A 14,284-nucleotide genomic window follows, 5' to 3' on the forward strand; every position below is an offset into this window, starting at 1 on the left:
ATAAAAAAGAAAACTCCCTTAAGCAAGAAGGGAGTTGTTATCATCTTAAATTATGGAGCAAAAACCAAATCATAGACATGTTTCCACGTGCTCCATTGTAGAACATCGCTAAACTCTTTTTTGCCAAGGACAACGTAACCGACAACCAGTCCGCCTCCAAGTGCAGCTACGAGAAGCAAAGGAATAAGAATCCACTGGATAAGTGTCCATTTTGATAATCCTCGTCGCTTCGACTCTTTCTTGTCTTCTGGTTTGTCTTCCGACTTCACCTTTTTCTGACGTTCCATTCCTTCACCTCTACCCGCGCATGTTATTGGCCAGACCTAGCATCTGATCACTGGAAGAAAGCGCCCGAGCTGCGAGTTGATACGTACGTTGAATCTGCATCATTTCTGTCATTTCTGTGGTCATATCGACATTTGACTGCTCCAGCCACCCTGAGCGTACTCCAATTCCAGACGCCTCACCTGCCGCTCTTTGTACAAAAGCCTGCTGTGCTGTAACTCCATCGGCAAGCATATAGAAATTCCCGTCCACTGCCTTTAAAGCATTCTGTGTCTTAGGTTCTACAATCATTATAGTACCTGCTACCCGAACAGGTCCATTCTCTGACTGTTTCGTTAATACACGACCGGATTCATCGATAGCTGCATTCACGCCCACAGGGACCGTTAAAGGATTACCTGCTGTATTCAGTACCGGATTCCCCGTATTATCTACAAGGACCATTTTCGTTGCATCGGTGGTGTCAGGCGTAAAGTGAAAATCACCTTGTCTTGTATAAGCTGTAGTTCCATTGACCTGAACGCCAAACAGCCCATTACCCTGAAGCGCCAAATCGGTTGGATTACCTGTTTCTTTAAGGGGGCCTTCTTCCCAATTAGTCGTAATCGAAGGCACATAAGTCCCAAAACCGATATTAAAGCCTAGAGGTGTAGCGCGGCCAGGCTGATCATAGTCGTCCGATTGCTGCTGCACACGAGTCAGCACATCCTCAAAGGAGCCTTTCTTGCTCTTATAACCATTTGTATCCATATTGGCTAGATTATCCGCTATAATATCAAGCCGCTGCTGAAGGCTCGACATGGAGACTGCTGCACTAATCGTTGAGTTGTTCATAGATCAAACCTCCTATAAGCTGTACCTGTAAAACCCATTTCATAAGCAGCACTTATACCCTGCCGACTTCAGTTACAGCCTTCTGCAAGCTGCTATCATAGTATTGGACGATCTTTTGGTTCGCTTCATATGCCCGGTATGCGGCATTCAAATCTACAGTAACCTGAGTAGGGTCAACATTGGAGCCCTCTAAATATCCTTGACGCACCTGTAAGTTATCAGTTGCATTGGAGTAACGAATGTCTGCCGCCGCTATATCATCAGCGTGAAACACACCTTTACCATCACGCACAAGCTCCTGCGGCTTTGTAACTACACTCACACCAATCTTGGTCCCTGTCGGAAGTCCTGTTACTGGATTTAGTACATTACCCTGCCCGTCCACTTTAAGAGTGTCCTGATTTCCTGTCAAGACAAGAGGCTTGCCAGTGGAATCCAGAACCTTGAAGCCTCCACTGCTCAACACTTCTCCCGTAGCCGCATTTACTGTGAAGCTTCCATTTCGGGTAAATAAGTTATTGCCCTCAGCATCCTGAACGGTAAAGAAAGCCTGTGGACGGTAAATAACCTCACCCTCAGGACTTACATATTTTCCTGAACCATCAAAGGCTATATTTTGACCCGTCACAGGGTCGGCGACTTGCAAATCTGTAGATAAAGCAAAATCCATAGACTTGCCGCTCTCCCTTAAATCACCCTGTAAATATTGGGATATTGACTGTTCTGCAAAAACTCCCGTGTTAAGGCGCCCCACCGGCGTGGTATTGCCATTAATCATAGCCGAGATCAAGACATCCGGAAAAGCATGATTAACACTGTCAACCTGCTTATATCCCGTTGTATTTAAGTTAGCGATGTTCTGTGTTGCCGTATCGTGTCTACGTTGCTGCGCAACCATACCTGCAGCGGCCGTATATAAACCTCTTATCATGAAGGTAGTCTCCTTCCGAATCTAATGCTACCTTTTATATCGGCTGCTTAGAACTTTTTCTTTACGACCTTGTCCAAATTGTCCAGCATAATTCCTGTTCCTTTTACCACACAGTGCATAGGGTCTTCCGCTACCCAAACAGGTACATGTAATTCTTCTGAGAGTAGCTCGTCCAATCCGTTAAGCAAAGCACCTCCACCAGTCAGAACTACACCCCGGTCAATGATGTCCGCAGACAACTCTGGTGGTGTACGCTCCAGTACCGATTTAGCTGCAGCCACAATGGAAGAAACCGGATCCCATAATGCTTCCTTTACCTCAGCCGCCGTAATAGTGAGCGTTTGGGGAAGTCCGCTTACCATGTCCCGGCCACGAATATCCATTTCGGACTTCATCAAACCAGGTCGAACCGTACCAATAGTAACCTTAATATCCTCTGCTGTCCGTTCACCGATCAACAATTTATACTTTTGTTTAATATATCTTAAAATGGCCTCATCGAACTTGTCTCCAGCGACTTTAATCGAAGAAGCGGTAACGACGTCGCCCATAGAAAGTACGGCTACATCCGTCGTTCCGCCACCGATATCGACGACCATGTTTCCACTTGGCTGATAAATGTCCATTCCCGCTCCAATCGCAGCGGCCTTGGGCTCCTCTTCCATAAATACTTCCTTAGCCCCGCTGCGTTCTGCCGCTTCCCGAATGGACTTTTGTTCCACAGATGTAATATTTGTAGGGGCGCATATCAGAATGCGAGGCCGTGAATACCAGGTGCGACCGCCAACACGGTCGATAAAATACTTCAGCATCATTTCCGTGACTTCAAAATCTGCAATGACACCATCCCGTAAAGGACGGATAGTTGTTATATTTCCGGGTGTACGTCCAACCATGCGACGTGCCTGTTCTCCCACCGCAAGGACTCTCTTCGTATCACTTTCAAGTGTGACCACGGAAGGTTCATCCAGAACGACTCCCCTTCCCTTAACATGTATGAGCACATTGGCCGTGCCGAGGTCGATTCCGATATCCTTGCTAAACATAATGAAAGAGCCCCCAAAGTGTTATTTTAATTGAAAAAACAGCAGTTAGTACTAAATTTAAAAATAACATACTTTAGGGGAACTACACAATGTTTTAAAGCTTAATATTTCCTTAAATTTCCGAAAATCTCATGTCTTTGATGCTACAGCAACCTCACGTTTTTTCCCCGTCGTTTTTTTATATTTAATTTTTGTGGCTTCTCCCCCCCGAAGATGTCGGATGGATTTGTGATATTCAAGAATGTGCTTCACCTGATCGGCCAGATCAGGGTTGATCTCTGGCAGACGCTCCGTCAAGTCTTTGTGCACCGTGCTCTTTGAAACGCCAAATTCCTTGGCTATGGTCCGGACCGTATGCCTGGTTTCCACGATGCAGCGTCCGATTTTGATCGTACGTTCCTTGATGTAATCGTGCACGCTCCCGCCTCCCAACTGTGGATAGTTTGGTACATTATATGAGGGGCGGGCTTATATATTCGCGCTTTCAAGACATGACAAGCCTGTGAGGGCTCATTTTATTTAATGGACAACCCAAGAAGCCTTGTTATTCGCATGACGGAACGTCGTTAGTCCTTTAAAGACATAAACCGTTTCTCATAGGAAAATAAGGCTCTTTATAAGCATGCTGCTTACGAAGGGCGTTATTTACACACAAAAACAGGGGGCGAAGGCCCCCTGTTTTAAATTTTCTTATCGACCTGGCAGTAACTCTGATGGATTAACTACTTTGCCATCCTTGTACACTTCAAAGTGTACATGATTGCCAAGATCCTTCTCGATTTCACTGCGACCTGCGGTTGCAAGCGTATCTCCTTGCTTCACAACATCGCCTTGTTTCACTTTTGTGTCACCAAGACTTTGGTACACGGTCTTCATGTTACCTTGATGGGTAATCTCAATGACCTTACCTAACACTGCAACATCGTCCACTCTAGTAACTTCACCGCTAAGCGCTGCTTTGACGTCGAACGTATTGTTGTCTTCACGGGCAAGATCGATACCGACATTAGGAATAAATTTGTCGTTATACTGCACCATTGCGGCAACGTGATTGTCCTCTGTACCATTCTCATCATAATACGGTTTGACCACTTCTACTTCACCTGGATTGGCTACTGGCCAAACCAGGCTTTCCGCTGAAGCAAGAACTTCAAGGGCATCTGGATTACTGTTTGCAGTACCAGCTTCATTAGTCGAAGCTCCTACTTGCTGTGATGTGGCGGCGGTGTCCTGTTTAAGCGGTTTTTGGCCGGCATCCTGATAGACCCACACCAAAGTTAGTATAATTGCCGCTGCCGCCGTGTAGACTGCTGGGAACACCCAACGTTTAGATAGCATCTTGCTCCATGAAGAAGGTTTAGCACCTAAATCTCCCTGCGATTTTTTGAGAGATTCATCATGGTTTGTTTTGTTTTTGTCTTGTTCATTCATATGGTTATCACCTCAGTAACCAGTGTTACCGGGCTTCTATCTTTTATACGTATCTTTCAAGTTATTTTTTCAGAAGAGTTGAGATTTGTGTAAAAGAGATACCACTGTAATAGTGTTTGAGAATTTGAGTAGCCGTTCCGCCTTCCTTCGCCATCCCATTTGCTCCCCACTGGCTCATTCCCACACCATGCCCATTTCCGAAGGTAGTTATATAGATTTTATTCCCTTTTCGCCCCCAACTGAATTGGCTGGAACGTAACCCTAGCTTCTCTCGCACTTCTCTTCCAGTAAAAACAGTACCTCCAATAGAGATTTCCTTAACCCGATGTCCAGTGGTGAGAGACAACACTTCTACCAGCAATTCAGAGGAAGTAGAGATATTTTTTGTCATGCCTGATTGGGTAGTATTTTTTGAAGCAGGAATTACTCTGTCGTTCAGCCCAAGTCTAGTAAGTATTTCCGAGATGGTGAATGTAGATGTCACCGCATAGTTTGGGGTAATCTCTTTCTCCCAAGGACTAGTTACACTGCGCAGATAGGGAATCGCTGCATTCCAGTATTCTTCCGAGTTCTCGGTATATCCTCCACTGGAGGCGAAAAAGGAGGCCGTAATCGGCTGCCCTTTATAAGTCATAATGACACCGCGCGTCTCAAGGACCGCGCGCTGAAGCTTTGCAAGGTCGGCGCTTCTTCCGCCGAGCTTCCACTTCCGTTCCAGCGTATCCTTAGATACGTAAGCCTGATGGCTTACCGTATCTGTTACATCCGCCCCCGGAACGGGGACGCCGCTTCTGTCGCCAGCCAGCAGGCGACGAAGGATAAATGTGCGGGCCGCTACGGCCTGCGCTTTGAGCGCTTCAAGCTCAAAGCTGGCCGGCATCTCGGCCGCAAGCACGCCGCTGACGTATTCCTCCAGCGGCAACGTCTCTATTTGTCCGCTACGCGACAAATAGACGGAGACCTTCGGCTGCGGTGCTTCCTGCGCAGCCGCCTCCGGCCCCGCTGGTGCGGCTGGTGAAGCCGTTACCGTCGGCAAGGCCGGAGGCGCCGGTTGTCCCCGGTGCAGCGGGACAACCGCCAGTGGAATCAGCAGCGCCGCCAGGATAGGCGCTGCGAGCCAGGCGGCGGGACCGAGGCGCCTGAGCCGGGGAGCAAGGGGACGTGAGTGCCAGCGCGTTGACTTGTTACGTCGCAAGTAGCGGAAATCTTTCATCTCTATGGCTCCTTCCGTGAGTCACTGTTGATTCTTATAGATATGAATTTACAGCAACTACTAGAACAATATTTGAGAGAAAGAGACTAGCTTTCTCGTATCTATCACTATGCCCCGCGTTAAAAAATTACAAACGAAAAAAATCCTCATTAGATGAGGATTCAGATTTACTTTCTTCTCACTAAAAAAAGAACAGGCCGCATCACTGCAGCCTGTTCTCACCTAATGACTGATATTATACCCAAGTTGCTTGAACCTGAAAGCGAGGTTTAAGTTCATCGCTTTTGCTTGATTCGCTCTTGGCTACTTCAGGTTTAAGAGTTTCGTCCTTCACCGTTTGCGCGGCTGTGTCTTCCATGGAGATACGCCATATTTCCGCACCTAGTCCAGACAGCTTCTCAGCCAAATGTACATATCCACGGTCGATATGATGAGTTCCGCTTACCTCAGTAGTGCCTTCAGCAACAAGACCTGCCAAAATAAGCGCAGCTCCCGCACGTAAATCCGTAGCACAAACCTTGGCTCCGACCAATTGCGCATTACCTGTAACGATTGCTGAGCGACCTTCGATCTTAATCTCAGCATTCATGTTGTGGAATTCATCCACATGCATGAACCGGTTCTCGAATACAGTTTCTGTAACGACACTAGTTCCTTCAGAGCGCAGCAATAATGCCATCATTTGTGACTGCATATCCGTTGGAAAGCCTGGATACGGCAAAGTCTTCAAATCAACAGCTTTAAGAGGTTTGTCACTAATTACACGAACCCCATTCTCATCTGGAATAATGGTCACACCCATCTCTTCCATCTTAGCAATAACAGGTCCCAAGTGATCAGCGATTGCGCCTTCCACATATACGTCGCCACCTGTAATTGCTGCGGCAGCCATATAGGTACCAGCTTCAATACGGTCAGGAATCACATGATGTTTAACGCCGTGCAGACGTTCTACGCCTTCAATACGGATAACACCTGTACCCGCACCGCGAACGATTCCGCCCATACCATTCAAATAATTGGCCAGGTCGACAATTTCAGGCTCTTTAGCCGCATTCTCAATCACGGTCACACCTTCGGCGAGTGCCGCTGCCATCATTATATTTTCGGTCGCACCCACGCTAGCTACATCCAAATACACTTTGGCTCCGCGCAGGCGACCGTTACTTTTCGCTTCAATGTAGCCCTGGCCGAGACTAATCTCTGCACCAAGCGCTTCAAATCCTTTCAAATGCTGATCAATCGGTCGTGTGCCAATGGCGCAGCCACCAGGCAAAGAAATTCTTGTATGACCAAGCCGTGATAATAGAGGACCCATGACTAAAAAAGATGCCCGCATTTTCCGTACCCATTCATAAGGTGCTTCACAGGAAGTGATGTTTGTAGCATCCACCTGGATAATATCGTTTTGATATGTAACCCCTGCACCCAGAGATTCCAACATTTTTGAAATCGTCATTACATCATCAAGCGGAGGTGCGTCCACAATGACGCTTACTCCTTCTTCTGCCAATAGAGAGGCGGCTATGATCGGTAATACGGAATTTTTTGCGCCGCTAACTTTCACGCTCCCGGTCAATCTGTTGCCACCGCGGACGATAAATTTGCTCATTTTCGGTTTCCCTCCGCGTCCATTATTTCTTAAATTATTTTTTAGATTAAAAGTAATTGCAAAAAAATTCGCATACTCCATCAATACGCCCATTCAGCCGGGCATGTTCCTTAAAGTTCAGTGTTGACATAATAAAACCTTATTATTCGACACTTTTTGACCATTGCGACCTATGACACTTATAACCAAACTACATATTCCTAAAACATATAGCGGATCATCCCACTCCAGCTAAGGTAATCCAGAAAGAATCCTGCAACAAAACGACCAAGTACAATAGCCAGAAGCAAGTGCAGCAGCCTTCCTTGAGGACTCTTGGGATATCTTATGACCAAATCCAGCTTAAGGTTCTGCAATGCCCACCAAGATAATACAACACTGAGCAAAGAAACAATCATTGAGATCATGCTGCTGGTTCCAGCGGCACTAGACCATCCATTGGACAATATATCCCCCATGCTAACCCTCCGTGTTCGTATTACTCGGAAATCGACTCTTATATCATACTTGTGCAGGGCAAAAGAATCCAGTACTTTTACAAATTTTTAAACAATTCAATGCCAATATCCAAAAAAATGAAGAAATCTTAACCTTTACTACATAGATTACTATAACAAGCTTAAACGCCTTCAGCGGCGTCCTTATAAGGACGGTAAGCGTTTATGCGAGAAATATAAGACAGAAAGTACTGTGTAAAACTTATACACTCTTATATTTAAAAAAAAGCAGTCAAGCTTAGAGCTTGACCGCTTATATCCTACTGTTGTCCTTTACCAGTGGACACTTTAATCCGTGTAACAGCGCGTTGCAGCGCCAACTCCGCACGGCGGTGATCGATATCATCTTGTTTGCTACGAGTCTGGAGACGGCGCTGAGCGCGTTCTCTAGCAGCCTCGGCGCGTTCAACATCAATATCCGTTGGCAGTTCGGCACTTTCGGCCAGCACTGTTACTTTGTCCTTATGCACTTCAACGAAACCGCCATGAACGGCGATGGAGATCGTAACACCGTCCGATTTGACGGATAACGGAGCAACCTGAAGTGGAGTCACAAGCGGAATGTGTCCAGGCAAAATACCCAACTCGCCTTCGACTCCCCGTACTGTCAAGCTATTCACTTGTTTAGAATAGACGAGATGCTCCGGCGTGACAATTTCCAACAAAAAGGTATTCACTTCCATTCCTCCTTAAAGCTTTACGAAGTAAAGCTCTCATCGAAAGCATACACTTAGCTTTACGAAGTAAAGCACGCTTCAAAAGCATTCACTAAGCTCAGTGTTACATCGATTTCGCTTTTTCAACCGCTTCTTCGATTGTACCCACAAAAAGGAACGCTGCTTCTGGAAGATCATCATGCTTACCATCCAGGATTTCCTTAAAGCTACGTACAGTTTCTTTGATTGGCACGTATTTACCCTTGAAGCCGGTAAACTGTTCAGCTACGTGGAAAGGCTGTGACAGGAACCGCTCAACTTTACGAGCACGAGCTACGATAACCTTATCATCCTCACTCAATTCATCCATACCCAAGATGGCAATGATGTCTTGAAGTTCGGTATAACGTTGCAGCAATTGTTTAACACCTTGTGCCACATTGTAATGCTCTTCACCAACAATTTCCGGAGCTAGCAGACGCGAGCTGGAAGCCAGTGGATCAACCGCTGGGAAAATCCCCTTCTCGGAAATCTTACGCTCAAGGTTAGTTGTTGCATCCAAGTGAGCAAACGCCGTTGCCGGAGCAGGGTCAGTGTAGTCATCCGCTGGTACGTAGATTGCTTGAATGGAAGTAACGGATCCTTTTTTGGTAGAAGTGATACGCTCTTGCAACTGACCCATTTCAGTAGCCAGGGTTGGTTGGTAACCTACCGCGGACGGCATACGTCCGAGAAGAGCGGATACTTCGGAACCCGCTTGGGTAAAGCGGAATATATTATCGATAAAGAGCAGCGTATCGCGACCTTCTACATCACGGAAATATTCCGCCATAGTAAGACCGGTCAAAGCTACGCGTAGACGCGCGCCTGGGGGCTCATTCATTTGTCCGAACACCATTGCTGTTTTCTTAATAACGCCGGAGTCCGTCATTTCGTGATAAAGGTCATTACCCTCACGAGTACGTTCACCCACACCTGCGAATACGGAAATACCGCCGTGTTCTTGGGCAATGTTATTAATCAATTCTTGAATCGTTACTGTTTTACCTACACCGGCACCGCCGAACAGACCAACTTTACCGCCTTTAGCGTAAGGTGCAAGCAAGTCGATAACTTTAATACCCGTTTCCAAAATTTCGGCTTGTGTCGACAATTCATCAAATGTCGGAGCCAAACGGTGAATCGGGTTCTTTATTTCAGCAACAACTTCACCAGCGTTATCAATTGGATTTCCAAGTACGTTAAATACCCGGCCTAATGTCGCTTCCCCAACAGGAACCGAAATAGGACCACCTTGGTCAATCGCATCCAGTCCGCGAACCAGACCATCTGTAGAAGACATCGCGATACAACGTACCAAATTGTCTCCCAAGTGATTGGAAACCTCAAGTGTTAGGTTAATCTGGCGACCATTGTCCAAGACGGTTTCAATTTTGATAGCGTTGAATATCTCGGGCAATTGGCCGCGTTCAAATTCAATATCGACAACCGGACCCATAATGCTTACAACGCGTCCTTTGTTCATCTTCATTTCCCTCCTCGAAAGCTGTTACATCAAGAAGAAACGACGTTGTCGCCATATAAAGATGACAACCGTTTCTCGTAGAAATATAAGCATTTTGTATAGTGTAAAGCCTATACTTTCTTATATTTTAAGAAGAACTGCAGTGCCGTTCTTAAGGAGCCATACTCCAGAAGCGGGCGATACTATGTATCGCTCCATACGGCACTGTTTCTCGTAAAATACAAGGCAAGTCAAGCACGCTGCTTAACTGTTCTTGTATTTTTAAGACTGAGCGTTCGCTCCGGCCACGATCTCGGTAATTTCCTGCGTAATTGCCGCCTGACGGGCACGGTTGTACGTAAGGGTAAGTTCTCCGATCATTTTCGACGCGTTCTTTGTTGCACTGCCCATCGCTGTCATTTTCGCACCCAGCTCACTGGCCTTGCCATCCAGAATTGCGCTATAAATCAAAGTTTCGGCGTATTTCGGAAGTAGTACTTCGAGTACGCCTTCTGGTGAAGGTTCATATTCGTAATTAGCAGTCGCTTCATGATGCTCATGATTTCCTACGCCTTCCATAGGCAACAGTCGATCAACGGTTGGGATCTGGGTAATCGCATTGACGAATTGGTTGTAGCAAACGTACAACTCATCATACGTACCATCTACAAACTGTTGTACTGCCGAATTAGCAATAGACTTAATGTCAGCAAATTTCGGCGCATCCGATAGCTCAGTAACTTCCTGTACAATCGGATATTCACGGCGGCGTAAGAAGTCACGGCCTTTACGACCGATAACGAACAAGGCGTACTCATCTTTGGATTTATGTCGTTCCGCGATGAGCATCGTCACCTTACGTAAAATATTAGCGTTGTATCCTCCCGCAAGCCCTCTATCAGAGGTCACGATAAGATAACCAGTTTTTTTCACAGGGCGACTGACCAGCATGGGATGCTGAACGCCTTCTGTACCGGCAGCAATGCTCGATACAACCTCTTTCAGCTTCTCAGCATAAGGACGGGCGGCAATTGCCTTCTCCTGGGCTTTTCTCAGCTTGGAGGCGGCTACCATTTCCATCGCTTTTGTGATCTGTCTTGTGTTTTGAACACTCTTAATTTGACGTTTAATATCACGCATGCTTCTTGCCATGATTTCACCACCTTAAAGCTTTGACGAAGTCAAAGCTAACTTCGTAAGCATCTTCTTAGCTTTGACGAATTCAAAGCCAACTTTATAAGTAATAGCCTGAGCTTCGGCAGAGCCAAAGCTCACTTAGTAAGATTCGTTTAGGTACGATCTATATTAGCTAGTAGCAAAGCCTCTTTTAAATTTATCAATTGCTGCTTTAAGAGCGGCTTCGTTATCTGCTGTCAAATCCTTGGTATCTCTGATGGATTGAGCAACTTCAGCAGCACTGCTGTCCATGTAAGCAAGGAATTCCTTTTCAAAACGTTTTACGTCTTTAACAGGAATATCATCCAAGTATCCTTTTACAGCTGTGTACAAGCTAAGCACTTGATGCTCAACAGACAACGGCTGATTTACACCTTGTTTCAGGACTTCCATCATACGTGCTCCACGATTCAGACGAGCAAGCGTAGATTTATCAAGATCTGAACCAAACTGTGAGAAAGCTTGAAGTTCACGATATTGAGCAAGATCCAAACGGAGCGAGCCAGCTACCTTCTTCATCGCTTTAATCTGAGCGGAGCCCCCTACACGGGAAACGGAGATACCGACGTTGATCGCCGGACGTTGACCAGAGTAGAACAGATCGGATTCAAGGAAGATTTGACCATCTGTAATCGAGATTACGTTCGTAGGAATGTAAGCCGATACGTCAGATGCTTGTGTTTCGATGAACGGAAGCGCGGTTAATGAACCACCACCAAGCTCATCACTAAGCTTAGCCGCACGTTCCAAAAGACGGGAGTGCAAGTAGAACACGTCACCAGGGAACGCTTCACGACCCGGTGGACGACGAAGCAGCAAGGACAATTCGCGATAAGCCGAAGCTTGTTTTGAAAGGTCATCATAAATGATCAGTACGTGTTCGCCCTTGTACATAAAGTACTCGCCCATTGCGCAACCTGCGTATGGAGCAATATACAATAGTGGGGATGGCTCTGAAGCCGAAGCAGTTACAACGATTGTATATTCCAAAGCGCCATGACGGCGGAGAGTTTCTACAACCTGTGCTACTGTTGATTGTTTTTGTCCAATGGCAACATAAATACATTTCATTCCGTTGCCTTTTTGGTTGATAATCGCATCGATTGCGATTGCAGTCTTACCTGTTTGACGGTCACCAATGATAAGTTCGCGTTGTCCACGACCAATTGGTACCATCGCATCAATCGCTTTAAGGCCAGTTTGCATCGGCTCATGAACCGATTTACGGTCGATAACACCAGGAGCGTTATTCTCAACCGGACGGAACTCCGTCGTTTGAATTGGGCCTTTACCGTCAAGCGGCATACCGAGTGCGTTAACAACACGACCCAGAAGAGCCTCTCCAACTGGAACTTGCATGATTTGTCCAGTACGTTTTACTTGATCGCCTTCACGAATTTCCTTGTACTCACCCAGAATAACAACACCGACGTTGCTTTCTTCCAGATTGAGCGCCATGCCCACTACACCGTTGGAGAACTCTAGCAACTCGCCTGCCATTGCGTTTTCCAGACCGTAGACACGAGCGATACCGTCTCCGACTTGAATGACGGTGCCCACTTCGGCAACTTCGATATCGGCTTTATATTGCTCAATTTGACTTTTGATCAAAGTGCTGATCTCTTCAGGTCTGATGCCCAATATCCTCACCCCTATCTTCTATGCTTATCATTAAAGGATTTCTCGAGACGTTCCAATTTACTAGAAAGACTGCCGTCATACAGCGTATCGCCGATATAAACCTTCAGTCCTCCCAGCAGGCTTGGATCGACCACATTCGTAACCCGAATTTTACGGTTTACGAGCTGGCCGAATTCTGCAGCTACAGCCGCTTGTTCTTCTTCACTTAAAGAATAAACGGAGTATACCTTAGCATCACCAATGCCAAGAGCGTCTCCTTCAATCTTGATATACGTATCCAGCAGTTCGGCAAAAATATCGGTTCTGCCTCGCTCTACTAACAGTTCTACAATGTTCATTACAATAGGAGAGAGCTTATCTTGAAGTGCTGTGCGCAGCACTTTCAGCTTGTCGGACTCCGAGATACGTGGTGCAAGAATAAACCGCTGTACCTCTTGGTCTGAATGTAATACTTCGACCACTGCCTTGAGCTGTTCTTCTACTTCAAGGGTAATCCCCTTCTCTACCGCTGCACTGTACAATGCCTTAGCGTAGCGCTTGGCAACTACCGTATCGCGGCTCATGATCGGCCTCCTACCTCATTGAGGTATTGGTTCACAAGCTGCTCCTGCTCACTGCTAGCACTAACTTCTTTTTTAAGAAGTTTAGAAGCAATACGAACAGATGCCGTTCCAATTTCGCTGCGCAACTCTTCCACTGCTTTATTTTTCTCGTTCTCGATATCGCGCACGGCCTCTTCTTTGACGCGTGCAGCTTCAACTTTAGCTTGCGCCAAAGCTTGTTCTACCTGTTGATTGCTAGTGATTTGCGATTGTTGAATAATCTGTTGAGCTTCCTGGCGTGCACTGTTCAGCGCCTGCTTCTGCTCTTCCACATACGCGACCGCTTGCTCTCTAGTCTTCGCAGCTTCATCCATTTGCTGCATTACCAGCTCACGGCGTTTCTCCATAACTGCGAACAGTTTGCTGAACGCATACTTACTGAGCAAGAAATATAGAATCCCAAAGGCTACAATTGAAAATACGATGTTTGTCCAAACAATTTCCACTGAGGTCACTCCCTTCCGTTACCGCGTCATGCGGACGTATACAAAAGTAAGGCGCGGATGGCATCGGCCGTCCCCGCCAAACCGTAAATACGGTTTATTAAGAAAACATGATCAGGAATGCGATAACTGTTGCTGCCAACGGAATAACTTCGACGATACCTACACCGATAAACATTGTTGTTTGAAGCGCGTTACGAGCTTCTGGTTGACGAGCGATGGACTCAACTGTTCTACTAACGATCATACCGTTACCAAGACCTGCGCCAAGTGCACCCAATCCAACCGCTATTGCTGCTGCTAAAAATTCCATTTGTAAATATCCTCCTTTAATTTCGGTTCATAATGTGTTTAATGATATAAGATATCTCCCGCGAAAGAAAATCAGGCAATAACCGTTCCCTTCGCAGCAG

General features: G+C 46.3%; 16 protein-coding genes. All 16 read right to left on the minus strand.

The window, feature by feature from the left end:
- Positions 1-50: 50 nt before the first annotated feature.
- Positions 51-287 (minus strand): DNA-directed RNA polymerase subunit beta, encoded by a 237-nt coding sequence (locus tag ACWNM1_RS00185; protein ID WP_449599077.1) that lies wholly within the window; start codon positions 285-287, stop codon positions 51-53.
- Positions 288-297: 10 nt separating this feature from the next.
- The gene (locus ACWNM1_RS00190; RefSeq protein WP_076285654.1) at positions 298-1,119 is read right to left on the minus strand and encodes a flagellar hook-basal body protein; all 822 of its coding nucleotides are present in this window, start codon (positions 1,117-1,119) and stop codon (positions 298-300) included.
- Positions 1,120-1,171: 52 nt separating this feature from the next.
- On the minus strand, positions 1,172-2,050 hold the full coding sequence (locus tag ACWNM1_RS00195) for a flagellar hook-basal body protein (protein WP_149645345.1): 879 nt from the start codon (positions 2,048-2,050) through the stop codon (positions 1,172-1,174).
- Between the two features lie 47 nt (positions 2,051-2,097).
- On the minus strand, positions 2,098-3,096 hold the full coding sequence (mreB, locus tag ACWNM1_RS00200; protein WP_042192456.1) for a rod shape-determining protein: 999 nt from the start codon (positions 3,094-3,096) through the stop codon (positions 2,098-2,100).
- Between the two features lie 129 nt (positions 3,097-3,225).
- Positions 3,226-3,513, minus strand: a complete 288-nt coding sequence (gene spoIIID / locus ACWNM1_RS00205) for a sporulation transcriptional regulator SpoIIID (protein ID WP_234530662.1) — start codon at positions 3,511-3,513, stop codon at positions 3,226-3,228.
- Between the two features lie 273 nt (positions 3,514-3,786).
- Positions 3,787-4,527, minus strand: coding sequence for a peptidoglycan DD-metalloendopeptidase family protein (locus ACWNM1_RS00210; protein WP_449599079.1), 741 nt, complete (start codon positions 4,525-4,527; stop codon positions 3,787-3,789).
- Between the two features lie 61 nt (positions 4,528-4,588).
- Positions 4,589-5,740: a stage II sporulation protein D gene (spoIID, locus tag ACWNM1_RS00215; protein ID WP_449599080.1), complete on the minus strand. Its 1,152-nt coding sequence runs from the start codon at positions 5,738-5,740 to the stop codon at positions 4,589-4,591.
- Between the two features lie 235 nt (positions 5,741-5,975).
- A complete protein-coding gene (gene murA / locus ACWNM1_RS00220; protein ID WP_449599081.1) occupies positions 5,976-7,352 on the minus strand; it encodes a UDP-N-acetylglucosamine 1-carboxyvinyltransferase in 1,377 nt (458 codons plus the stop codon).
- A gap of 200 nt (positions 7,353-7,552) precedes the next feature.
- On the minus strand, positions 7,553-7,810 hold the full coding sequence (locus tag ACWNM1_RS00225; protein WP_076285651.1) for a DUF1146 family protein: 258 nt from the start codon (positions 7,808-7,810) through the stop codon (positions 7,553-7,555).
- Between the two features lie 299 nt (positions 7,811-8,109).
- Positions 8,110-8,526 carry a F0F1 ATP synthase subunit epsilon gene (locus ACWNM1_RS00230; RefSeq protein WP_042131365.1) on the minus strand — a complete coding sequence of 139 codons (417 nt, stop codon included), beginning with the start codon at positions 8,524-8,526 and terminating at the stop codon, positions 8,110-8,112.
- 103 nt (positions 8,527-8,629) lie between these two features.
- Positions 8,630-10,030 carry a F0F1 ATP synthase subunit beta gene (gene atpD / locus ACWNM1_RS00235; protein ID WP_042192466.1) on the minus strand — a complete coding sequence of 467 codons (1,401 nt, stop codon included), beginning with the start codon at positions 10,028-10,030 and terminating at the stop codon, positions 8,630-8,632.
- Between the two features lie 261 nt (positions 10,031-10,291).
- Positions 10,292-11,161 carry an ATP synthase F1 subunit gamma gene (gene atpG / locus ACWNM1_RS00240; RefSeq protein ID WP_042131368.1) on the minus strand — a complete coding sequence of 290 codons (870 nt, stop codon included), beginning with the start codon at positions 11,159-11,161 and terminating at the stop codon, positions 10,292-10,294.
- Between the two features lie 153 nt (positions 11,162-11,314).
- Positions 11,315-12,826: a F0F1 ATP synthase subunit alpha gene (gene atpA / locus ACWNM1_RS00245; protein ID WP_042131369.1), complete on the minus strand. Its 1,512-nt coding sequence runs from the start codon at positions 12,824-12,826 to the stop codon at positions 11,315-11,317.
- A gap of 11 nt (positions 12,827-12,837) precedes the next feature.
- A complete protein-coding gene (locus ACWNM1_RS00250) occupies positions 12,838-13,389 on the minus strand; it encodes a F0F1 ATP synthase subunit delta (protein WP_060625972.1) in 552 nt (183 codons plus the stop codon).
- Positions 13,386-13,874, minus strand: coding sequence for a F0F1 ATP synthase subunit B (atpF, locus tag ACWNM1_RS00255; protein ID WP_042131371.1), 489 nt, complete (start codon positions 13,872-13,874; stop codon positions 13,386-13,388). The genes ACWNM1_RS00250 and atpF overlap by 4 nt, the downstream gene beginning before the upstream one ends.
- A gap of 97 nt (positions 13,875-13,971) precedes the next feature.
- Positions 13,972-14,184: a F0F1 ATP synthase subunit C gene (gene atpE, locus ACWNM1_RS00260; protein WP_039877624.1), complete on the minus strand. Its 213-nt coding sequence runs from the start codon at positions 14,182-14,184 to the stop codon at positions 13,972-13,974.
- Positions 14,185-14,284 lie beyond the last annotated feature (100 nt).

It is taken from the genome of Paenibacillus sp. Marseille-Q9583 (assembly GCF_976954365.1).